Here is a 20,852-nt window from a genome sequence, read left to right as displayed (position 1 = left end):
AAGGCTCCTCGGGCTGTAATCGGCCCTAATGTAGGGCTAATGCACACCGATCGCCAGTCGGAAAGTCCATTGCCTGCGTCAGAGATCGTAGCTAAAGCCAGCCATTATCGAGCGATCATCCTGCTGGTTGCCGAAGGTACCCATCGCATTCAAGTTCAAGCCCCATCCTGATGGCAGATGGATATCGACTTGCGCGCTCAGCCGCCCGAGCGGTCTTTCGTTCGCCCCGTTGACAGGTGTTTTGATGTTGAAATTAGGCGCGTTGCGCTGATAGCTTTCAAGGGTTCGATCACTGTCGGTAAGGGCCTGCTCTGCGGTAAGGCGCAGCAGTGACTCAACGGATACCCCGTGGCTGTTGACGCGCTTGCCGATCTGCCCCCCAAGGCTGGCGTTCAGCTGTTCGTATTGCTGGCCGCGCACGCCCATGCGCAGCAGCGAATCGCCTTGCTCAGTGTAGCCACTGATCCTGCTACGCCAGTAATCCAAGCCGACCACCGGGGCCAACTCAACGGACTCAAAGCGAAACCATTGTCCGGCACGTACTGCGGCACTCAGCACATTGGCATCGGGTGAGGCAGCCAAGTTGTCGAACACGCCTGCCCGTGAGATATCGAACTGGCCGGCGCCATAGGCCAACCCCATGTTGATAAATGTCCCTTGTGCGGCAAAGCTCGCCATGACCGCGGCTTGGCCCATCTGCAATGCGGTGTTGCTGCCACCTTTGCTTGCTTGCCTCGATTCAATATCTGAGTAGTTAAGAGCCGCGCCGAGCGTCCATTCACTTGAGAGTCGGTAGTCGACTCCGATACTGATGGCGTTGTTCTTGAAGGTGTCTTTTCCAGGGTCGAGCCCAGGCCCGGGCATCTGCGAATGGTCGGCCCCATTAGCGACGCCACCGTTGATAAAAACTGTCCAGGGTGAAGCCTGATTACGCGCCTCAATATCGATACCCCGCAGGTCATATCGACTGATCAGCGGCTGAAGAAAGTGGTTGCCTGCTGAACCGACCATGGTCGATTGCACGCTGAGGGTGTTTCGAGCATTGATGATATTGGCGATATAACTCGCAATCAGCCTTTCAAAGCGATCGGTGTAATGAATGCTGTCCTTCATTAAATAGGTGTTCTGTTGCGCAAGGGACAGTGTGTCGCATTGGTTGGCCTCGCAGTTATCCAGGCTGGTGATATGAGTGAAACCATATTTCGCGGGGTCACTTACCGTGTTTTTTAGTAAATTCAGTACATCGAAATAGTAGATGTTAACGTTGGAAATATTAAGCGCCAGCAATTGCTGGTTGAAGGTCTTGGCACTAATTGAAAGCGCTTCAAGGGCCGGGTCTGCCGCGAGCGAAGGGTCTGTCAATAACGAGACGTCATCAGAACCGATCAGCACAAAGTTATGTGCGCCCAGTGCCTGAAGTGTTCGGATGCCGGTTTCTATATTGCTGACGTAGGTATCCAATGCGGCGAGGGACGCATCATCGAAAATATCGTTGGTGCCAATCCAGATGCCAATCAGGTCATTTTTGCTCAAGGATTTTTTTCCACTGACCACGTCACTGCTGAACTTTTCTATTTGGGTCAGAAAACCGGTGGGCGCCCCCACCAAGGCGTCGTCAAAACCGGTATATCCGCTCTTTGCGCCGCCGATTGCATAACCGTTGGTATCGCTGAAGGCCAGCCCGGACAGGCCCGGTAGGACCTCGGCCCATGTGCTGCCATTGGTGAATTTCCCATCCGCGCCCGGGTAGCGACCAGGCGCGTTGCCGATGGCTGCGCCAAATTCACGCACAGAAATGCCGTTGTCGGTGAGGCTGTCGCCAAAGGAATAGAAAGAATTGCCCTGGGCGGAGTAAGACGATAGCGACAATACGCCGGCGATCAGGATACTGCGGACTCGCGTGTCTGTGATGTTCACTGTCTCTACCTGTTTTTATTGTTTTGGCAGCGTTTCCGACAATGCGGAAAAGTGTGTTGGTTATGCAGTCACATGTTTATGTCAGCGAGGATTATGCGCAGGGCAAGGCGTGATACAAATGTCAGAACTCAAAAAATCACTTATGTGTTTTCTAAACTAAACGACTGAGAGTTGTACGTTTATGTGTTAGCAACTTGTTTATTGCCGTGGTGAGGAAATCTTGCAGGAATTCATGCTGTTGGTGCTGATCCAGCGCTAAACCCGTCAGCCAGGCGGGCGCGCACTGCAGCAAGTTGGCGATCATTTTGGCAATCGGTACTGCTTGAGGATCAACGATCTGGGCAGGTGCGCCCAAGGTCATATGAAGACCGCCTTCGTAGTCTTCACGCAGCCTGTACAAGCGCTGCTGTTGTTCTTCGGTCAAGCACCCAATGTCCCGCTCCGCCAGGCGCAAGTGCCACGGCATTTCTGCATGCAGGCGCAGGTGTACCTGGATCAACAGGTTGAGTTTTTCCGGCTTTTTTACCGCTGCGCGCCTCACGCTGGCGACGCCGGCAAGCAACTCCTCATACAGCTCTTCAATCAGGTCGAACAACAGCTCCTGCTTACTGGGGTAATGGTGATAAAGCGCACCCGGTGACAGGCCCAGGGAGGAGGCAAGTTCACGCATGCCGACCTGACTGAAACCTTTGCTGGCCAGCAGTTCCAGCACCTGAGGACGGTACTGGGTGAAATGCGAGCGTCGTTCAGAAACAGGCATCGTCGGGCCTCCCGATAACGCAAAAAAAAGGAGCGTGACGCGATGGCGCCACGCTCCCGGAAAGAGTTTTCAGTGTTGTGCGGCTTTCTCCGCCCCCCAGCCGGTTTCGGCGCGCACGCTTTGCTGCTCGTAGGCATCCCGCTCGGTAGTTGTGCTCGGGCTGCGATCCAGGCAGGAAACGCCCCACGCGACGGCGAAGGCCAACGGCATCGAGAACAGGGCGGGGTAGTCGTACGGGAACAAGGCCTCGGGGTGATGCAGTACCTTGACCCATACCCCCGGCGACAGCAGCACCAGCGCCAGGGAACTGACCAAACCGCTCAGCCCGCCCCACAGTGCGCCACGGCTGGTCAGGCCTTTCCAGTACATGGCCAGCAGCAGAATGGGAAAGTTTGACGAGGCCGCAATACCAAAGGCCAGCGCCACCAGGAACGCCACGTTCTGCCCCTTGAACAGAATCCCCAACGCAACTGCCAGCACACCCAGGATCACGGTGGCCCAACGGCTGACGCGCATTTCCTTGCCACTGTCGGCTTTGCCCTTGCACAACACGTTGGCGTAGAGGTCATGGGAGATGGCGGACGCGCCGGCAAGCGCCAGGCCCGACACCACGGCCAGGATCGTCGCGAAGGCGACGGCGGCGAGGAAGCCGAACATCAAATCACCGCCCAAGGCTTGCGCCAGATGCATGATTGCCATGTTTACGCCGCCCACCAGTGGCCCGCCGATCACGCCTTGGTCGAAGTAGCTGGGGTCGGTGCCGACGATGCTGATGGCAGCGGTGCCGAGGATGCACACCAGGATAAAAAACAGACCGATCAAGCCATAGGCTACCAACACCGATTTGCGCGCCGCCTTGGCGTCCGGAACGGTGAAAAAACGCATCATGATATGCGGCAAACCGGCGATGCCGAACACCAGCCCCAGGGACAGGGAAATCATCGACACCGGGTCCGTGGCGATCTTCAACGGCCCGAGAATCAGCTGTCCGCTCTGATGTGTCGCGACGGCGCTGTCAATCATGCGCTCCATGCTGAAACCAAAGTGCTGGAATGCCAGCCCGGTCAGCAGGATGCCGCCACTGAGCAACAGCACGGCCTTGATGATCTGCACCCAGGTGGTCGCCACCATGCCGCCGAAAGTGACGTACACCACCATCAGCACACCGACGCAGACCACTGCAACTTCATAGTCGAGGCCGAATAGCAAGTTGATCAATTGCCCGGCGCCGACCATCTGCACAATCAGGTAGAAACATACGATGACGAACGAGCTGAACGCCGAAAACAAGCGAGTGGTCACCGGGTCGAGGCGATAGGCGATGATGTCGGCCAGGGTGTAGCGCCCCAGGTTGCGCAGACGCTCGGCCATCAGAAACATAATCAAGGGCCAGCCAAGAATCGCGCTGACCGAGTAAATCATGCCGTCGAAACCGGTTGAAAACACCATGCTCGAAACACCCAGCAGCACGGCGGCGGACATGTAGTCGCCGGCAATCGCAAAACCGTTTTGTACCCCGCTGATGCCGCCGCCGGCGGTATAGAAATCCGCCGCTGAGCGTGTGCGGCCAGCCGCCCAGTAGGTGATGCCGATGGTGGTCACGACGAACGCCAGGAAAATCGCAATGGCAGTCATGTTGGGCTGGCGCGCAACGGCTTGGCTGGTTTGAGCCAGGACCGCAAAGCTGCACAGGCAAAGCACCGCCGTGGCGAATAACAGGCGAGAGGCCTTCATGGTTGCACCTCCGACAGCAGCGCCCGGTTCAGCTTGTCGAACACGTGGTTGGCGCGAAACACATACAGCCCGGTCAAGAGCCAGGAGCCGACAATCAGGATGAGTGCCGACCAGATCCCCACCGTGATGCCACCGCCCACAGGCACATGCAACAGGACATGGGGGAACCAGGACACCGCCGCGACAAACAGCGAATAAAGCCCTAATACAATGGCACTGAGGGTGAAGGTCAGGCGAGTGCGACGCCGGACCAGTTCGCGATAACGCGGGCTGCTGCGCAACGCCTGATAGGCAGGGTGCAATGACATGTTGAGCTCCTTGATACCTTGATTGTTATTGGCTGGAGTTTTTTGTTATGGGGTTGCCGTGCTTGCGCACCGCGGGTGCTGCACTACGCCCCGCCGCGTTTCCATAACGCGTGGAGTGCGTGCCGGAATCAGCCTTGCAGGTGTGATGAGGACGTCATGTCCGGTGTAGGTGGCGTTAGCTTATCCAGTGCCTCACAGGCATTTAAATAACCCGATGCGCCGATTAACTTGCATAACCCGCCAGTTCATTGCGGCGTCTGGGCCTCAGGTTCTTCGCGGGCTGCACCAGCGCGTGGGGGAAAGGCCGAAGGCCTTCTTGAAGTGCCGGGTCATATGACTCTGGTCGAAGAAGCCGGCTTCGATCGACGCATCCGACAAGCCTTGCCCGGCTTGGACGAGAGCCTTTACGCGATCGAGGCGACGCAGCGTCAGATAGCGATGGGGGCTGGTGCCGAAAAACTCGCGGAAGTCACTCGACAGGCTCCAGCGGTCGCGCCCGGCGCAATGAGCGAGGTCATCGAGGGTGATTGCCTGGTCGAGGTTGTCGTCGATGTATTCGCGCGCGATGGCAGCAGCCGCAAAGTGATGGGAAGCGCTGACAAGGCCGCTGTTGGCGACGCTGGCGAGGGTGATGACAAACGTGTAGAGCGCGTCATCCTCGGCCATGGAGTCCAGGTCGGCATCCAGTGTGTTGAGCAGTGCGTCGGCGGCCACCGCCAATTGCTTATTCTGCGTGATACAGGCGCCGAAAAAGGGCAGGGCGCTGCCCTTGATGATGTCTTGAACCTGCGAAGGCGACACATACACGCCGCGATAGTGGAAACCCGCGTCGGAGCCGGCGCAACCATCATGGGATTCATCCGGGTGAATGATCATGGTTTCGCCGGGCAGGCACAGTTTGGATTCACCTCGATAGTGAAAGCGGTGTACGCCCGACAGGGTCCGCCCGATTGCGTAGGTATCGTGTCGGTGCGGATCAAACGCGTGCGAACCGAAGTAGGCTTCAAAACGCTCTACTTTTGAGGTCGGCGCTGCGTGTCTCACCCAGTCTTGTTTCGGTTGGTCGTTTTGCATGTTGGCGCACCGAGGCGATACCGCTGTTGTCTGGCAGAGCATAAGCAGATGCATCGCCGTTTGGCTTGGACGTTTGTGGGTTTAACCTGGCCTGACGGTTTTCGCGGGGCAAAAGCCGACCGGCGGGTTACATCCGCTCGAGAACGGCGGCAATTCCTTGACCACCGCCAATGCACATGGTGACCAGGGCATAACGCCCGCCACTGCGTTGCAGCTCATGGATCGCCTTGATCGCAATCACTGCACCGGTCGCCCCCACCGGGTGCCCGAGGGAGATGCCCGAACCATTGATATTGACCTTGTCCGGGTCAAACTCCAGTTGCTGTGCCACGGCACAGGCCTGGGCCGCAAAGGCTTCATTCGACTCAATCACATCGATGTCCTGGATGCTCAAGCCGGCGCGCTTGAGGGCCAGGCGGGTGGCCGGAACCGGGCCTATACCCATGTAATCCGGATCGACACCGGCATGGGCATACGCGACTAGGCGCGCGAGGGGCTGCAGGTTGTGTTGCTGGATCGCGCTGGCGTTTGCCAGCACCACAGCAGCCGCGCCGTCGTTGAGGCTTGAGGCATTGCCGGCGGTGACCGTTCCGCCTTTCTGGAACGCCGCATGCATTCGGCCCAGTTGTGCGAGGTCGAGATTGGCGCGCACGTTTTCATCGGTGTCGAACAACACCGTCTGGCGCTTGACTTGCACCTCAACCGGGACGATCTGCTCCTTGAATCGGCCTTCGCTTACCGCGCGAGCAGCGCGCTCCTGGCTTTGCAGGGCCAGGCGGTCCTGCATGTCGCGGGTAATGCCGTAGCGCTTGGCGATATTTTCGGCGGTCACGCCCATGTGCGTGCGCTTCCACGGGTCTTGCAGGATGCCATTCATGTAATCCACGGCCTGGCTATCACCCAGACGGCTGCCCCAGCGCAGGCCGGGCAGCAAGTAGGGGCCACGGCTCATGGACTCCGCGCCACCGGCTACGGCCACTGAATAATCCCCCAGCAGAATGCCCTGCGCTGCACTCAGGATGGCTTGCAGCCCGGAGCCACACAGGCGATTGACGTTAAAGGCCGGGGTTTCCTGGGGTATCTCGGCACCCATCGCAGCTACTCTGGAGAGGTAAGCATCCCGGGGCTCGGTGGGCACCACATTGCCCATGACAACGTGGCCGATAGGCTCGCCACCGATCCCGGCATGGATCAAGGCGCCTTTGACGGCGACGGTGGCCAGGTCAACCAGTGGCACATCTTTCAGGCTGGCGCCAAAACTGCCGATGGCGGTACGCGCCGTGCCAACGAAGAACACATCTTTGTGGGCCATGGAAGGCTCCCGTTTTGAGAAGTAAAGGTTCGAGGGGTAGTCAGATCGAGTAGTTCGCCAGCTCGCGGGCAATCAGCAACCGCTGGATTTCGCTGGAACCTTCGTAGATCTGAGTAATACGGGCATCGCGGTAATAGCGCTCCACCGGGTAATCCTCTAAGTAGCCATAACCGCCATGAATCTGGAGGGCTTTGGAGCACACGCGCTCTGCCATCTCCGAGGCAAACAGCTTGGCCTGGGAGGCCTCGGACAGGCAGGGAAGGCCCGCGCTTTTCAGGCGTGCAGCGTGCAGGATCAACAAGCGTGCGGCATTGAGTTGTGTGTGCATGTCGGCCAGCAAGTTGGCAATGCTCTGGTGCTCGTTGATCGGCTTGCCGAACTGCACGCGGTCGTGGGCATACACCAGTGCCGCCTCAAACGCCGCGCGGGCGATGCCCAGCGCTTGGGCGGCGATGCCGATGCGCCCGCCTTCCAGGTTGGACAGGGCAATCGACAAGCCCTTGCCCCGTGCGCCGAGCAGGTTGGCTTCGGGTATACGGCAATCGTTCAGGGTGACGGCGCAGGTATCGGAGGCGCGAATGCCCATCTTTTTCTCACTGCGCTCAACGCTGAAACCTGGGGTGTCAGTGGGTACCAGAAACGCCGACAGGCCTTTCTTGCCCAGCGCAGGGTCCGTGACCGCAAACACAATCGCCAGCTTGGCCCGCTTGCCGTTACTGACAAACTGCTTCGCGCCATTGAGCACCCAGTGCCCCTCATGCAGTTCTGCGCGGGTCCGCAGGTTATGCGCCTCTGAGCCGGCCTGGGGTTCGGTCAGGCAAAAGCAGCCGATGGTTTTGCCGCTGGCCAGATCCACCAGCCAATGATCCTTTTGGACCTGGCTGCCGTAGTTCAGGACCGGGCCGCAGCCCACCGAGTTGTGGATGCTCATCAGTGCCCCCACTGCACCATCGCCTGCGGATATTTCTTCCACGGCCAGGGCATAGGCCACGTAGTCGATGTAGGTGCCGCCCCATTCCTCGGGCACGACCATCCCGAGCAGACCCAATTCGCCCATTTGAGCTACCAGGTCATCTGTGATCCAGCCGGCTTTCTCCATGGCTTCGGCCTGGGGGGCAATCTCGCCACGAGCGAAATCGCGGGCCATGTCGCGGATCATGCGTTGTTCGTCGCTCAGTTCGAGATCGTGCATGCCAGTGCTCCTGGGTAGCGGCGAGCAGCGCCGGGGGCGAAGTCGCAGAAAAAATCCTGCACCTGTGCAGGCTCAAGCTGGGCCAGTGTCGCTGGACGCCAGACAGGGGTTTTGTCCTTATCGATGAGCAGTGCGCGAACGCCTTCCATCAGGTCTCCCGCCGCGAACCACCGAAGGTTGAGTTGCAGCTCCTGGGCAAAACAATCGCTTAGAGACAGTTCGCGGCCACGGCGCAGCAGCTCAAGGGTGATGGCCATCGCCATAGGCGACCGGCTATTTAGGACATCGACCGTTTCTTCGGCCCAGTCCTGAAACTCCGGCGTCGTTTCTGCCTGGAGTGCTGCGTGAATCGACTGCACGTCTGGGTGCGAGAAGTGCTGATCAATGGCGGGCTGCATTGCCTTAAGCTCCGACCCAGGGAATTTATTGACACCCAGTGTGGCGATCAGCGACCGCAACGCTTGTCCGGGTTGCTGGGGCCAACTCATGTTGTTCAGGCAGTGATCCAGCTCCGCGATCTGCGTGCTGCTGATGCACCAGTCTGCGAGCCCGGCATACAGGGCGTCGGCAGCGCGCACCTGAACACCCGTTACGCCGAGGTAGTCGCCCAAAGCGCCCGGCAGGCGCGACAAGAAATAACTGCCGCCGACATCGGGGAAAAAACCGATCGCAACTTCAGGCATGCCCATTCGGGTGCGCTCGGTGATCACGCGCAGGCTCGCGCCTTGGACCAGTCCCATGCCACCCCCTAGTACCAGGCCGTCGATCAGCGCCAGCACTGGCTTTGGATAGGTATGAATGTACTCATCCAGCGCGTATTCCTCGGCGAAGAACACCTGGTGCACGCCATCAGCTACTTGTTGGCTTTCGTACAACATGCGGATATCGCCGCCGGCGCAAAAGGCCTTCTCGCCAGCCGCGCGCAAGACCACTGCCACCACGTCCGGATCCTGCTCCCACGCGTGCAAGTGTTGCTGGAGCAGGCGCACCATGGTGAGTGTCAGCGCATTGAGGCTCTGCGGGCGGTTTAGGGTCAGGTGGCCTATGCGATTACGTACGGTTGCCAGAATCGAGGGTTCAATTTCTGTGCTGCTCATGCTGAGTCCTCGGCCTATCAGCAGTGTTTGAACTGCGGCGCACGTTTTTCGACGAAGGCGGCCATGCCTTCCTTCTGATCTGCAGTGGCAAACAACGAATGGAACACCCGGCGCTCGAAACGCACGCCTTCACTGAGGCTTGACTCGAAGGCGCGGTTGATACTTTCCTTGACCAACATGGTGGCTGGCAGGGAGTTTTCGGCGATGGCGCTGGCGACCTTGAGGGTTTCCTCCAGCAGCGTTTCAGTCGGAAAAACGCGCGCGACCACGCCGGCGCGTTCGGCTTCTTCTGCGCCCATATGGCGCCCCGACAGGCACATTTCCATGGCCTTGGCTTTGCCAATCGCACGGGTCAGGCGCTGTGTACCACCCACGCCCGGCAACACCCCCAGGGTGATCTCCGGCAAGCCGAAGCGTACATTGTCGGCCGCGTAGATGAAGTCACACATCAAGGCTAGTTCGCAGCCACCGCCCAGGGCATAGCCGGCCACTGCGGCGATCAATGGCTTGCGGCGACTGGCAATGCGGTCAGCGGCCGAGAAGAAATCATCGAGAAACACCTGGGGGTAGGTGAACTCGGCCATTTCCTTTATATCGGCACCGGCGGCAAAGGCCTTGGGGGAGCCGGTGATGACCATGCAGCCGATTTTCGGGTCTTTTTCCAACTGATCCAGGGCCAGATTCAGCTCGGTGATTACTTGGGTGTTAATGGCATTGAGTGATTTAGGGCGGTTCAGCGTGATCAGGCCCACACGCTCATGGACTTCCAGCAGCAGGGTTTCAAAAGGCATGGTTCAGACTCCGTAGGTTTGCATTAACGGCCAGACCGTGGCGGCTTACTTAAGGTGGCCATTCGAGTAAGGTTGCGTTGGATATGGACTTTGGCCTAGCTTAGCCAGCGTACCCGGTGCCTTGAAATAACCCGACCCGCCGAATAGTTTGCATATCGCGCCATGTCAGCCGTCAGCAGAGGAGTGCAGCAGGTGGACCATTCCGTGGATAACACCTTACCCATGACCTTCGTTCAAGGCCTGCTGCAAGGGGCTCTGAACATCTGCAGCGAGGCCGATATCCGGGCTTTCATCGGCGCCGCAGGCATAGCCGGGCACTTGCTGGAGGCGCCGGGCGCGCGGGTCACCTACGACCAGTTTGTGCGCTTGTACCAGCAGGTTGCGTTGGGCACCGATGATGAAGTGATGGGGCAGTTTTCCAGGCGCATGCGCAGCGGCACGCTCAAGTATTTGTGTTCGAGCCTGCTTGATGCTCGTTCGCTGGGCAACGCGATGTACCGCTTCACACGGTTCTGGAACCTGTTGCTGGACGACTATCGTTTTAGCTACAGCGAGCACGAAGGCCAACTTGTTATCTCGCTGGAGGCACGTAACCCAGGCGCCAACGCCCAGCGCTGGGGTCACGAACTGATGATGAAACTTGTGCACGGCGTAGCGTCGTGGTTGGCCGGCCAGGAGATCCCGCTGCACAGCGTGGCGTTTCCTTTCGCGACGCCGGTGTATGCGTCGGAATACATGCATATGTTCCCTGGCCCCATCCGTTTCGAGCAGCCGTGCACGGCGTTATCGTTCGACGCCGCGTGGGGTGCACTGCAGTTTCGTCGCAGCAAGGCCGAGTTGCTGCCGTTCCTGCGCGAAGCCCCGCGATACTGGCTGTTCACCACGCTCAAGGAGCGCCTGGTGGCGCAACAGGTGCGGCAATACCTGCTGGCCCATCTCAAGCAGGCTGACACCATCCAGGGCGCGGCGACCGCGCTGCTGCTGTCCACCCGTACGTTGACGCGCCGGCTCAAGGAGGAGGGCACCAGTTACCAGATGGTCAAGGACGCACTACGCCGAGACATCGCCGTGCAGCAGTTGATCCACACAGACCTGTCCATCACGCAGATTGCCCTGGGCTTGGGGTTTGATTCCACGGCGGTGTTTCACCGTGCTTTTCGCGGCTGGACCGGCAGTACACCTGGCGCGTATCGACGCCCAGGTGCGGACCTACAAACGTACAATCCAATTGCGGCGCCAGCCGATAAAGTCAGCTCCACATGACGGCTGATCCAGGCTGTCATCGCTACGGAGCAAGGTTATGACCCCCTTTCTGAGTTTGATCATTCGCCCTCATCGCAAACGCAGCGACAGTGTTTACCTGCTGCTGGCGCTCCTGATGGGGGGCTTCTTCGGTGGCGTCATGGGGCTCAAGATTTCACTCGCGGCAGGGCTGGCGATTGGTGCGTTCTCCACGCTGGTGCTCTACACGATGTGGCGTTCGCCGGGCTAGCCAGCCCTCTTACCGCTTAGCCCCAAAGACAGACGTAATACGCGCGGCCGCCCCATGCAGCCGCGTGAGGTCAAGTCGCGCCTGCTCTTAACTAAAAACAATAAATACCCCAGCCAAGGGGTGGAGTTGAATGATGACCCTGAAGACCGTCCAGCTTGACGATAAATACACGCTTTCCCATGGGCGTATTTTCATCACCGGCACCCAAGCCCTGGTTCGATTGTCGATGACCCAGCGTCAGCGTGATCAGCAGCAGGGCCATCACACGGCCGGCTACATCTCCGGCTATCGGGGCTCGCCGTTGGGCGGTCTGGATGATCAGTTGGGCAAGGCGAAAAAGCACCTTGAGCAGCACCACACCCTGTTTGTGCCGGGTATCAACGAAGATCTGGCGGCCACCACCATCTGGGGGGCGCAACAGGCTCATCTGAGCGGTGAGGGCAAGTACGACGGCGTGTTCGGCATGTGGTACGGCAAGGGACCCGGCGTTGACCGCACAGGTGATGCGTTCCGGCATGCGAACCTCGCGGGCACCGCGCAGTTGGGCGGGGTGCTGGTGCTGATGGGCGATGACCATACTTGCGAATCGTCCAGTACTTGCCACCAGAGCGAATTTGCCATGGTCGACGCCATGATTCCGGTGCTCAGTCCGTCCGGCGTCCAGGAAATCCTCGACTTCGGTCTGATCGGTTGGGCGTTGTCGCGTTACAGCGGCTGCTGGGTCGGCATCAAATGCGTCAAGGACACCGTCGAAGCCACGGCGACCATTGACGTGGACATAAACCGCGTGAAGATCCATATCCCCCAGGACTTTGCCCTGCCGCCGGATGGCCTCAATATCCGCCAACCCGACACCCCACACGCACAGGAAGCGCGGCTGCACCGCTACAAGCTGAATGCGGTGCGCGCCTTTGCCCGTGACAACGCGCTGGACCGCGTAGTCATTGATGCCCCTGGCGCTACGCTTGGCGTGATCACCCACGGCAAGAGCTACCTGGATGTACTGCAAGCACTTGACGACCTGAACCTCAGCGAACAGGCCGCCGCTGTCATGGGGTTGCGCATTTACAAGGTCGGGATGGTCTGGCCTCTGGAACCCAAAGGCGCGCTACGTTTTGCCGAGGGTCTGAACAAAATCCTGGTGGTGGAGGAGAAGCGCAGCCTGCTCGAATTCCAGCTCAAGGAGCAGTTCTACGGCCGCGCCGTCGCCCCGGTCATTGTCGGCAAACTGGATGAGGCGGGCCAGACGCTGTTCCAGTCGGAAATGGCCCTTGACTCCAACCAGATCGCTATCGCCCTGGGTGAACGCCTGCTCGAACTGGGTAGCAACTCCAGCCTGCGTCTGCGCATTGAAGAGCTGCGTGCCTACCAAGTGGTTAAGGGCGACACCGAGTTGCTGGCACGCAGTTATTACTTCTGCAGCGGCTGCCCGCACAGCTCGTCCACGGTGCTGCCGGAAGGCAGCAAAGGCTACGCCGGTATTGGCTGCCACTGGATGGCGCAATCCATGGACCGCTCCACCCTGGGCTACACCCATATGGGCGGCGAAGGCATGGTGTGGGTCGGCGAGGCGCCGTTTTCCAAGCGCAAGCACATGTTCCAGAACATCGGCGATGGCACCTATTTTCACTCCGGGTATCTGGGCATACGCGCCGCCGTTTCCGCCGGCACCAACATCACCTTCAAGATTCTGTTCAACGACGCCGTGGCCATGACCGGCGGGCAGAAACACGATGGCGCATTGACCGTGCCGGCCATCGCTCATCAAGTCAGTGCCGAAGGGGTCAAGCGCATCGTGGTGGTCAGCGATGAGCCCCACAAATACCCGCTGGAGACCGCCTGGCCCGCCGGCGTGACCTTCCATCACCGTGACGAACTCGACAACGTCCAGCGCGAGATCCGCGAGGTGCAAGGCACGTCGGTGCTGATCTACGACCAGACCTGCGCAGCGGAAAAGCGTCGGCGCCGCAAGCGCGGTACTTTCCCCGATCCGGCCAAACGCATCGTGATCAACGACCTGGTGTGTGAAGGCTGTGGTGACTGCGGCGTGAAGTCCAACTGCGTGTCAGTGCAGCCGGTGGAAACCGAGTTTGGTCGCAAGCGTGCGATTGATCAGTCTTCCTGCAATAAAGACTATTCCTGCGTCAACGGCTTCTGCCCAAGCTTTGTCACCGTTGTTGGCGGCAGCCTGAGCAAGCCGGAGGCGGCCGTGCAGGGGCAGGCGGTACCGTTGCTGCCGGAACCGATGCGGCCGAGTATCGATGATCGGGTCTACAGCATTTTAGTCGCGGGCATGGGCGGCACTGGGGTCGTCACCATTGGCGCCATTTTGGGCATGGCTGCGCACCTTGAAGGGCGCGGCTGTGGCTTGCTCGATATGGCTGGCCTGGCCCAGAAGGGGGGATCGGTGTGGAGCCATCTGCGCTTCGGCCCCGACCCGCAGTCAATCAAGACCATCCGTATCGCCGCCGGTGGCGCCGACCTGGTGCTGGGCTGCGACCTGATTGTGGCGGGCAACACCAAGACCCTCGCAGCAACGCGCCATGGCAGCACCTACGTCTTGGCCAACACCCAGGAAACCATGCCGGGTGCCTTTACTCGCAATGCCGATATGCAATACCCCACCCAAGCGCTGCGGCGCAATATCGTCGAGGCGGTGGGCCAGGATCATGCCGAGTTCGTAGATTGCGGTCGCATCGCCACAGCGCTGTTGGGCGATAGCATCGCCGCCAACATGTTCATGCTCGGGTTTGCTTACCAGCGCGGGCTGATTCCTATCTCTGCGACTTCGATCGAATCGGCCATCGAACTCAATGGCGCAGCCAAAAAGATGAACACAGAAGCCTTCCGTTGGGGGCGCCAGGCAGCGGTCAACCCACAAGCCGTCGAGCAATTGCTGGAGTCCAAGGCTGCCGGCCAGGGTGTGCGTATTTCACCGGAGCCCGTCAAGACACTGGATGAGGTGATCGCTGTCCGTCAGCAGTTCCTTACCGAGTATCAGAACAGTGCCTACGCCCAACGCTACAGCGCCTTGGTCGAACAGGTACGTAACGCAGAACAACGGCTCGGCACTGGACGTAGCGAACTGACCCAGGCCGTTGCCAAGTACTACTTCAAATTGCTGGCGATCAAGGATGAGTACGAAGTCGCACGCCTGCATGTAGAAAGCGGTTTCCTTGACCGCATCTCCCAGCAGTTTGAAGGCGACTACAAACTGGTGTTCAACCTGGCCCCACCGCTGTTTGCCAAACGCGCGCCTGATACCGGACTGCCGAAGAAAAGCGAATTTGGCCCCTGGATCGTGCCGGTGTTCCGCCTGCTCGCCAAGCTGCGTGGGCTACGGGGGACTGCGCTGGATGTGTTCGGCTACTCCGTCGAGCGCCGTCAGGAGCGCGCGCTGATCCAACGCTACGAGGCGGTGATTGCTGAGGTATTGCCGCTGCTGGAGGACGGTGGCGCGCATTACGACACGCTGCTGGAGCTGGTTTCGCTACCCGAGCAGATCCGCGGTTATGGGCACGTTCGCGCCAAAGCCATGGCGTTGGCCAGGCAGCGCGAAAGCGTTTTGCTGGATGTGTTGCGCGGTCGTGTGATCGCGCTGAAAAAAGTGGCTTGATTCACCCAGGTCGCACCGATTATCAATGGAGGATAAAACCATGAACTCACTGATCAAACCGCCCGTTATCGCCGCCCGTATGGACGATGTGGCGCCGTTTCATGTGATTGATATCCTGACCCGCGCCAAGCGGCTGGAGGCGGAAGGGCGCGACATTGTGCACATGGAGGTCGGCGAGCCCGACTTCCCGACCCCACCCGCCATCATTGCTGCCGGCCAAGCGGCCCTGGCCAACGGCAAGACCACCTACACCCCGGCGCTGGGAATTCCCGAACTGCGCCAGGCAATCGCCGATTACTACTTGCAGCGCTATGGCGTCACGGTGCCGGCGGCACGCATCGTGGTGACGGCGGGTGCTTCGGGTGGGCTGTTACTCGCACTGGCCTGCCTGGCCGAGCCGGGCAAGGAATGGTTGCTGACCGATCCTGGATACCCGTGCAACCGCAATTTCGTGCGAATCTTTGAGGGCGTGCCTACCTCGATTCCGGTGGGCGAAGCGCATAACTTCCAGCCCACCCTGGCTGACCTTGAAGCCCATTGGAATGATTCGACCGCCGGCGCGCTGTTTGCCTCACCGGCCAACCCTACAGGCACCATGCTCAGCCTCGAACAGGTCCGCACGTTCGCAGAATTTATCCGCGCCAAGGGCGGGCATTTTATTCTCGATGAGATCTACCAGGGCCTCACCTACGACCAGGAGTCCACCACCGCACTGCAGTGCTGCGAGGGCGTCTGGATCGTTCAAAGTTTCTCCAAATACTTCCAGATGACCGGCTGGCGCCTGGGCTGGCTGGTGGTACCCGAAGGCTATACACGGCACATCGAAAAGCTTGCGCAAAACCTGTTCCTGTCGCCGTCGGCACCAGCCCAGTACGCGGCGCTGGCAGCCTTTAAACCCGAAACCCTCGACTTGCTGGAGACGCGTCGCATGGAGTTCCAGCGCCGTCGCGACTTCCTTTCTGCCGAGTTGGCAAGGTTAGGCTTTCGTGTGGTGGCCAAGCCGGAAGGCGCGTTTTACATCTATGCCGACTGTTCAGCATTCACCACCGACAGCTTTGCATTCGCCATGACGCTGCTGGAAGAGGCTGGGGTGGCAACGGGGCCGGGTCTGGATTTTGGGACCAATCAGCCGGAGCGCTATATCCGCTTCTCCTACACGACCAGTATTGAAAGGCTCATAGAAGCGGTTAGTCGTATGGAGCAGTTTCTGCAGGTGCGCCATGCTCTGGGAAAAGCCAACGGGAAGGGGCAATCCCAAAACTGCGCGTGAAGTGCCGGGACATATGGCTCTGGTCGAAGAAGCCCGCATCGACCGCGGCTTTGGACAAGGTCTGCCCGGCTTGTACCAATAGTTTTACGCGGCTTAGCCGGCGTGCGGTGATGTAGCGATGGGGGCTGGTACCGTAGAACACCCGAAAATCCTTTGACAGGCTCCAGCGGTCGCGCCCCGCGCACTCTGCGAGCTCGTCAAGGGTGATTGGGCCGTCCAGGTTGTCATGAATATAGTCCCGCGCCCTGCGTGCGGCCTCGAAATGATGGGCCGTGCGTGTGCGGGGTTGGCCGGTAACGGCCGCGAGGGTGGTCACGAAGGATAGCAGTGCATCTTCTTCAGACATGGGATCGAGGTCTTGCGCGTGCAAGAGTTCGAATACCGTCGTCGTCAGACGTGGGTCCTGGGATACCGCGTTTTTCAGGAACGGCAACGGTTTGCCCTGGAGGATTTGTTGTACCAGCGCGGGCGGCAAGTACAGGCCCTGATAGCGAAAGCCAGCGTCGGTACCGGCGCGGCCATCATGCTGTTCGTCGGGGTGCACTACCATCACTTCACCAGGGGCGCAAACTTTGGCCTCACCTCGGTAATTGAAGCGGTGCGCGCCGTGCAGCGTGATGCCGATCGCGTAGGTATCGTGCTGGTGCGTGTTGAACGCATGGGTGCCAAAAAATGCTTCGAGTCTCTCTATGGGGGAGGTCTGCGGCGCGTGTCTGACCCAGTCTTTTGTCTGCATCGGGAGCGGCTACTCAGTGATTTCCCGCAGAGTACGTCTGCACTGGGGGCCGTGGCTTGCACGTTTGTGGTTAGACTATCGTTGTCGATTGCCGCCCGTTGTCGCAAACCGACTGCGATAAGCGGCTGGCGTCGATCCCACTTGCTGGCGAAACAATCGCGTAAAGGAACTGGCGTTCTGATAACCGACTTGATTGGCAATCTCCTCGATGCTCAGATCGCCGCTCTCGAGCAGGGTCATGGAGATCTCAATACGCAGATTTTGCAGGTAGGCGAGGGGCGTTGTCCCCAGCACGCTGTTGAAGTGGCGGATCAGCGTACGCACGCTGACTGACAGCGCAGAAGCAAGCTCAGGCAGGCTTATATCCTCGGCAAAGTGCTTGAGCAGCCAGTGCTGTGCCTTGGCGACCATGGTGTCGCTGTGCACCGTTTCCATCTGCAGGGGCAGATAAGGCAGTTGAGTGGTCTGGCTGGTGTCGATAAGCATCGTTTTGGCGGTCAGGGTCGCGGTATTCGCGCCACAGAAATGCTCAACCATCCTGACCCCTTGCAGCAGATACGATGCATTGGCGCCGGCACACCACAGGCGGTCTTCCTCAGTCACCATCGAGCGCAATTGCAGGTTCACCGTGGGGTGGCGCTCGCGAAACAGCCGCTCCAGCCACCAGGTGGTAGTGGCCTGGCGGCCCTGCAATAAGCCTGTTTCGGCAAGCAGGAAGGTACCCGTGCAATTAGCGGCCAGCACCGCGCCCTCGCGCCATTGCGCCTTGAGCCACTCTAACTGCGGAGCGGCGGATTCGAGCATCTGTTCGAAAGCGTCATGCCCGGCGTAGTACAGCCCCGGAATAAAGATCATATCGACCTTCTCTTGCGGCAGTGGGGTGGCAATGTTCAACGCCAAGCCATTGCATGCCGTGACGGGCTTACCCTTGTTCGACACGAACTGCCAGGAAAAGGGCCGGGCAATGGCATTACCGGTCTTGTGTTGCTGGCGACTGAGGTGCGCATTGGTGACATGGAACACGTCGGCGATGCCGGCGAGGCTGGAGGCATAACAGCCATCGAGGGCAAGAATGGCGACGCGTACCGGGGTGATTTTCATAATGGCAAATTACGCATAAAAATAGTCATTAATGCCAATTTAGCACCGCGATCCGCTTCCGTACAGTGAGCTCATCAGCCATTGACCGGAGCTTTCATGAACGTACTGATTGTCCACGCGCACAACGAACCGCAGTCATTCAACACGGCCATGTTCAACCTCGCTGTGGAGGTGTTGAGCGGGCAGGGGCATGAGGTGGACGTGTCTGATTTATACGCGATGAACTTCAACCCTGTCGCCAGCGCCAGCGACTTTGGCCAGCGCGCCAACAGCGAGCACCTGGTCTACGCCCTGGAGCAGCGCAACGGTTACACCACTGGCACCCTCGCGCCGGACATCCTCGCTGAACTGGAGAAGATCAAGCGCGCCGACCTGATCATCTTCAACTTCCCGATCTACTGGTTCAGCATGCCGGCGATCATGAAGGGCTGGTTCGACCGCGTGTTCATTTCGGGGTACTGCTATGGCGGTGCACGCATTTATGACCGCGGAGGCTTGAAGGATAAAAAAGCCATGCTCGCGTTCTCCCTGGGCGGGCAGGACCATATGTTTGGTCCCGGCGCTGTGCACGGTGAGCTGGAAATCCTGTTGCAGCCCATCCAGCGCGGTGTGCTGGGCTATGTCGGTCTTACGGTGCTGCCGCCATTCGTGGCCTTCCATGTGCCCTATATCAGCCAGGCGGCGCGTGAGGACTACCTGGCGAAGTACCGCGAGCATCTGTTGACCCTGGATCAGCGTGCCGCGCTCGAGTTTCCGTCGCTTGACGACTACGACGAAATCCTGCGCCCAAAACCTTCGACGGCTCACGCGTGAAGGTCTGCGAGGTCGATATGACAGCTGCTTTAAACACAGATGCAGGCGTTCAAGTCGAACGCCAAGGGCTCATTGGTTTCATCACGTTGAATCGTCCTGAGACCGGCAACAGTGTGGATCTGGGCATGGGGCTGGCGCTGAGAGATGCGGTGCGCTCGTTGGTAGTGAACCCGCCAAGCGTTGTGGTGCTGCGCAGCAGTGGCGCGCACTTCATGGTGGGGGGCGATGTGCGCCGCTTCGAGGCTTTGTTGAATGTCTCCAACGCGGCGTGCGCCGATGAGTTGGAAACCCTGATCAGTGCCGTCAACGAAGCGGTAACCGGGCTGACGCAATTGCCCTGTCCGGTGCTGGCTTTGATCAACGGCGTGGCCGCTGGCTTTGGCCTGTCGCTGGCCTTGGCATGCGACATTCTGGTCGCGGCCGACGATGCAAGCTTCCTGATGGCGTACAGCGCAATTGGCGCAACGCCAGACGGCGGTGCTACCTGGCATCTGCCACGGCAGGTTGGGTTGCATCGGGCCATGGCCATCGCGTTGTTGAACCCGAAACTGAGCGCCGCGGACGCGAAGGCCGCGGGCCTGGTGACTGAAGTGGTGCCTCGCGATGAACTACACACCGCTGGCCTGGCCATCGCCCAGCGTTTGGCCGACGGCCCCGCGGCGGCGCATGCGGGGATCAAACGCTTGCTGCGTAGCGGCCTGGACGCAACCCTGGAAACGGCCTTGGCAGCCGAAAAAGCCACGTTCGTGGCGGTTTCCGCCAGCGCTGACTTTGCAGAGGGCGTCGCCGCGTTCTGCCAGCGACGCAAAACTCAATTTGGTGCTTCTCGTTAATTCTCCAAGAGGTCTTTCATGAACATCGAAGGTTCGGTTTTTTTCATCACGGGTGGTGCTTCAGGGTTAGGCGCTGCCACAGCCAAATGGTTGGTCGAGGCCGGTGCCCAGGTAGTGTTGGCTGATCTCAATACAGCGGCAGGTGAAGCGCTGGCGAATGAACTCGGAACGGCCGCGTTGTTTGTGCATGCGGATACGGTCGACGAACACTCCATGCAGGTCGCTATTGATAAATCGTTGAGCCGCTTCGGTCGGGTGGATGGACTGATCTGCTGCGCCGGCGTTGCGCCTGGGCAGAAGGTGCAGAGTAAAGTGGGGCCGCATGACTTGGAGACCTTTGCACGGGCAATCACGATCAATCTGGTGGGTACGTTTAACGCCATCCGATTGACCGTCGCCGCCATGAGCAACAATGTGCCCAATGGCGATGGCGAGCGCGGGGTAATCATCACGACCGCTTCCGTGGCCGCCTTTGATGGGCAAATCGGTCAGGCGGCCTATGCGGCATCCAAAGCTGGCGTGGTTGGCATGACACTGCCGATTGCCCGCGAGCTGGCACGTGTCGGCATTCGAGTCGTGACCATCGCCCCCGGCATCTTTGAGACGCCGATGCTGCTGGGTCTACCGCCAGCAGTACAGGAGTCCCTAGGCAAAACGGTGCCGTTCCCGTCACGTCTTGGACGCGGTAGCGAGTACGCGCAACTGGTAGCGTCGATCGTGCAGAACCCCATGCTCAACGGCGAGGTGATTCGCCTCGATGGTGCACTGCGCATGGCCGCCCAATAAGGAGTAACGCAAGCTACAGC

18 protein-coding genes are annotated in these 20,852 nt (G+C 59.6%); 7 read left to right on the top strand and 11 right to left on the bottom strand.

The window, feature by feature from the left end; translation table 11 throughout:
- Positions 1–78: 78 nt before the first annotated feature.
- The 9 genes from C9990_RS16420 to C9990_RS16380 all read right to left on the bottom strand — a co-directional run bounded on the left by C9990_RS16420 (position 79) and on the right by C9990_RS16380 (position 10,185).
- Positions 79–1,917: an autotransporter domain-containing protein gene (locus tag C9990_RS16420; RefSeq protein ID WP_106803957.1), complete on the bottom strand. Its 1,839-nt coding sequence runs from the start codon at positions 1,915–1,917 to the stop codon at positions 79–81.
- A 151-nt stretch (positions 1,918–2,068) separates the two neighbouring features.
- Positions 2,069–2,677, bottom strand: a complete 609-nt coding sequence (locus tag C9990_RS16415; RefSeq protein ID WP_106803956.1) for a TetR/AcrR family transcriptional regulator — start codon at positions 2,675–2,677, stop codon at positions 2,069–2,071.
- Between the two features lie 69 nt (positions 2,678–2,746).
- Complete coding sequence (actP, locus tag C9990_RS16410; RefSeq protein ID WP_106803955.1) at positions 2,747–4,411, bottom strand: cation/acetate symporter ActP; 1,665 nt, start codon at positions 4,409–4,411, stop codon at positions 2,747–2,749.
- On the bottom strand, positions 4,408–4,719 hold the full coding sequence (locus C9990_RS16405) for a DUF485 domain-containing protein (protein ID WP_101270074.1): 312 nt from the start codon (positions 4,717–4,719) through the stop codon (positions 4,408–4,410). The genes actP and C9990_RS16405 overlap by 4 nt, the downstream gene beginning before the upstream one ends.
- Before the next feature lie 264 nt (positions 4,720–4,983).
- Positions 4,984–5,793: an AraC family transcriptional regulator gene (locus C9990_RS16400; protein WP_106803954.1), complete on the bottom strand. Its 810-nt coding sequence runs from the start codon at positions 5,791–5,793 to the stop codon at positions 4,984–4,986.
- Positions 5,794–5,920: 127 nt separating this feature from the next.
- Positions 5,921–7,105: a beta-ketothiolase BktB gene (bktB, locus tag C9990_RS16395; protein WP_106803953.1), complete on the bottom strand. Its 1,185-nt coding sequence runs from the start codon at positions 7,103–7,105 to the stop codon at positions 5,921–5,923.
- Positions 7,106–7,145: 40 nt separating this feature from the next.
- Positions 7,146–8,297, bottom strand: coding sequence for an acyl-CoA dehydrogenase family protein (locus C9990_RS16390; RefSeq protein WP_106803952.1), 1,152 nt, complete (start codon positions 8,295–8,297; stop codon positions 7,146–7,148).
- The gene (locus tag C9990_RS16385; protein WP_106803951.1) at positions 8,279–9,394 is read right to left on the bottom strand and encodes an enoyl-CoA hydratase/isomerase family protein; all 1,116 of its coding nucleotides are present in this window, start codon (positions 9,392–9,394) and stop codon (positions 8,279–8,281) included. The genes C9990_RS16390 and C9990_RS16385 overlap by 19 nt, the downstream gene beginning before the upstream one ends.
- Positions 9,395–9,411: 17 nt before the next feature.
- On the bottom strand, positions 9,412–10,185 hold the full coding sequence (locus tag C9990_RS16380) for an enoyl-CoA hydratase (protein ID WP_106803950.1): 774 nt from the start codon (positions 10,183–10,185) through the stop codon (positions 9,412–9,414).
- Positions 10,186–10,407: 222 nt separating this feature from the next.
- Here C9990_RS16380 and C9990_RS16375 point away from each other — a divergent pair, with 222 nt between their 5' ends.
- The 4 genes from C9990_RS16375 (at position 10,408) to C9990_RS16360 (ending at position 16,563) form a co-directional block, all read left to right on the top strand.
- Positions 10,408–11,448, top strand: a complete 1,041-nt coding sequence (locus C9990_RS16375) for an AraC family transcriptional regulator (protein WP_256344154.1) — start codon at positions 10,408–10,410, stop codon at positions 11,446–11,448.
- A 37-nt stretch (positions 11,449–11,485) separates the two neighbouring features.
- Positions 11,486–11,677, top strand: a complete 192-nt coding sequence (locus C9990_RS16370) for a hypothetical protein (RefSeq protein ID WP_106803948.1) — start codon at positions 11,486–11,488, stop codon at positions 11,675–11,677.
- Positions 11,678–11,810: 133 nt separating this feature from the next.
- The gene (locus C9990_RS16365; RefSeq protein ID WP_106803947.1) at positions 11,811–15,293 is read left to right on the top strand and encodes an indolepyruvate ferredoxin oxidoreductase family protein; all 3,483 of its coding nucleotides are present in this window, start codon (positions 11,811–11,813) and stop codon (positions 15,291–15,293) included.
- A gap of 40 nt (positions 15,294–15,333) precedes the next feature.
- A complete protein-coding gene (locus C9990_RS16360) occupies positions 15,334–16,563 on the top strand; it encodes a pyridoxal phosphate-dependent aminotransferase (protein WP_218277277.1) in 1,230 nt (409 codons plus the stop codon).
- Here C9990_RS16360 and C9990_RS16355 read toward each other — a convergent pair.
- Both C9990_RS16355 and C9990_RS16350 read right to left on the bottom strand, forming a co-directional pair.
- A complete protein-coding gene (locus C9990_RS16355) occupies positions 16,481–17,299 on the bottom strand; it encodes an AraC family transcriptional regulator (RefSeq protein ID WP_106803946.1) in 819 nt (272 codons plus the stop codon). The two genes, C9990_RS16360 and C9990_RS16355, sit on opposite strands and share 83 nt — an antisense overlap.
- A 75-nt stretch (positions 17,300–17,374) precedes the next feature.
- Positions 17,375–18,400, bottom strand: coding sequence for a GlxA family transcriptional regulator (locus tag C9990_RS16350; RefSeq protein WP_106803945.1), 1,026 nt, complete (start codon positions 18,398–18,400; stop codon positions 17,375–17,377).
- Between the two features lie 96 nt (positions 18,401–18,496).
- On the opposite strand from C9990_RS16350, the gene C9990_RS16345 reads away from it, so the two are divergent.
- From C9990_RS16345 to C9990_RS16335, 3 genes are read left to right on the top strand one after another with little or no spacing between them, the layout of a single operon-like run.
- Positions 18,497–19,213 (top strand): NAD(P)H-dependent oxidoreductase, encoded by a 717-nt coding sequence (locus tag C9990_RS16345; protein ID WP_106803944.1) that lies wholly within the window; start codon positions 18,497–18,499, stop codon positions 19,211–19,213.
- Between the two features lie 17 nt (positions 19,214–19,230).
- Positions 19,231–20,046, top strand: a complete 816-nt coding sequence (locus C9990_RS16340) for an enoyl-CoA hydratase/isomerase family protein (RefSeq protein ID WP_106805671.1) — start codon at positions 19,231–19,233, stop codon at positions 20,044–20,046.
- A gap of 18 nt (positions 20,047–20,064) precedes the next feature.
- The gene (locus C9990_RS16335) at positions 20,065–20,832 is read left to right on the top strand and encodes an SDR family NAD(P)-dependent oxidoreductase (protein WP_106803943.1); all 768 of its coding nucleotides are present in this window, start codon (positions 20,065–20,067) and stop codon (positions 20,830–20,832) included.
- The last annotated feature ends 20 nt before the right edge of the window (positions 20,833–20,852 follow it).

Source organism: Pseudomonas sp. S5D5 (assembly GCF_003013355.1).
In the GTDB taxonomy this organism is placed as follows: Bacteria; Pseudomonadota; Gammaproteobacteria; order Pseudomonadales; family Pseudomonadaceae; genus Aquipseudomonas; species Aquipseudomonas aylmerensis.
The sequence above is the reverse complement of the archived record's forward strand: the minus strand, read 5'-3'. Positions and strand labels throughout refer to the sequence as shown.